General features: G+C 47.8%; 1 protein-coding gene. It reads right to left on the bottom strand.

Going from position 1 to position 1,849, the window contains the following annotated elements; all coding sequences use genetic code 11:
• Nucleotides 1-186 precede the first annotated feature (186 nt).
• Nucleotides 187-1,550 (bottom strand): IS1182 family transposase gene (locus J7I83_RS14345; RefSeq protein WP_251047669.1). Its coding sequence is split into 2 segments (ribosomal slippage): nucleotides 187-983 and nucleotides 983-1,550, totalling 1,365 coding nucleotides; the frame shifts between segments, so codons are not numbered across the junction.
• Nucleotides 1,551-1,849 lie beyond the last annotated feature (299 nt).

Below are 1,849 nucleotides of genomic sequence, written 5' to 3'. Positions count from 1 at the left end.
TGTGTGAAACATAGGTGGTAATGTATAGCCAAAACAGTTTAGATTTCCCCTTACACCAGGGCGCGATTCTCCAAAAAAACAAGTGCAGTCTCTTTAAAGAGACTGCACTTGTCAGAGTGTTGAGAAACCCATTTTATATTTGCATGACTATTGATGATCCAGAAATATTTTCGTAACCACTTGGTTTTAGGCCCTCTTGCTAAGCAAGAGGGCCATTTTCTTGATGTTTTGTATGGCGGCGGTTAGATACGCCTGTTCTTGGACAGACGAGTGCCCTCGTCGCCTTGCGTATCGAAAACCATGAAGCTCTTTCGCATCGGCGAAACTCCGTTCAATCGTCTGGCTACGCAAACGATATAGTTTTTTGCCGCTTATGGTGTTGGTATTGACGCGAACTTGTCTCTTGTAAGATTCCCAAATATGCCGAGTGATCGTCCGCTGAGTCGCATTCGCAGAAAAACAGTCGGAACGTAATGGGCAGTTGACACAATCCTGCCTTCGGCTTTTATAGTGGCGATACCCAGACCGATCCGTGGTGGCGTATGCAAGTTTGCATCCCATTGGACAAGCATACGCGTCCATCGATTCCACATACGTGAATCGATTTTTGGGGAGTCCGGTGTTTCGGCTTTTAAAACGGCGATATCCCATCACCACAAAGACACCGGCCTTTTGAAGTGTCATACAAATGTGACCTGTAAAATATCCCGCATCGAGCGCAACGGCTTCGACAGGAAAGTGGAATTTTTTTGTTTGGTGTTTCAAGCGCTCTAGATAAGGGTCGGCATCGTGGACGTTGCCAGGCGTGATAAAGGTATCGGTGATGAAATTGTATTTGGCATCCACCGTTCGGTGGTCGAGATAGAAGAAACCTTGTGGCTTCTGGTCGCGCATCAAGAAGCCACTATCGGGATCCGTTTTACTGACCCGCGTCAACGACACTTTTTTGTGCAGCGTCGAACGAGTGGACTTCGGCTTTAGTGCTTTTTTCCGTGTGCCGCCCGGTCTTGTTGGACCGCTTGTTCAAGTTCTCCTAGATAGCGAACGGCTTTTTTGGTCTTCGCCACGCGCAAAAACTTATTTTTATTGGCGCTGGCTTTTACATGAGTTGAGTCGGATAACAGGACACGTCCACTCACAAAACCTTCTGCTTGAGCTTGGCGAACGGTCTCATCAAAGATTTCCTCAAAGACCGATGTGTCTTCAAACCGGCCTTTGCGATTAAAGCTGATCGTCGAATGGTCCGGTACCCGGTCCACCAACGAATAGCCCAAAAACCACCGATACGCGATGTTCGCTTGAATTTCTTTTTCCAATTGGCGCTCTGAACGAATGCCATAGAGGTAGCCGAGAAATAACATTTTGAATAGTGTCACGGGTGCAATGGACGGGCGTCCATTATCAACACAATAATAAGGCGTGGTGATACGTTCAATGAAGGAGAAATCAATCAATACATCAATGGTCCGAAGGAAGTGATCCCGTGGCACTAGCTCATCAATGGAAACCGTGGTTTGGTCATGACGATGATTTTGAACAGAACCTAACATGGTTCGCTCACTCCTTTTTTTTTTCAGTATACGCCGGTTTTCTTGAATTGAGTAGCCAAAATGCCAGTGAAGCGGAAGCCGGCGACTCCAGCGGGAACAGCGCGAGCCGAAGACCCTGCAGGAGCGCAGTGACGAAGCGGCTGAGGCCGTGCCCGCGGAAAGCGTCCGGCTGGAGCGAAACGCAAAAAAGCTGCCGAGGTTTCTCGACAGCCTGAAAAAAGGCAGCCTATGTGGCTGCCTTTTTTAGTGCTTTCTTCTTTGTGCTTGATCAGCTTTTCGGAACTTCCATATTTTTATGT

Origin of the sequence: Planococcus sp. ISL-110, assembly GCF_018613575.1 — a bacterium.
Taxonomy (GTDB): domain Bacteria; phylum Bacillota; class Bacilli; order Bacillales_A; family Planococcaceae; genus Planococcus.
The sequence above is the reverse complement of the archived record's forward strand: the minus strand, read 5'-3'. Positions and strand labels throughout refer to the sequence as shown.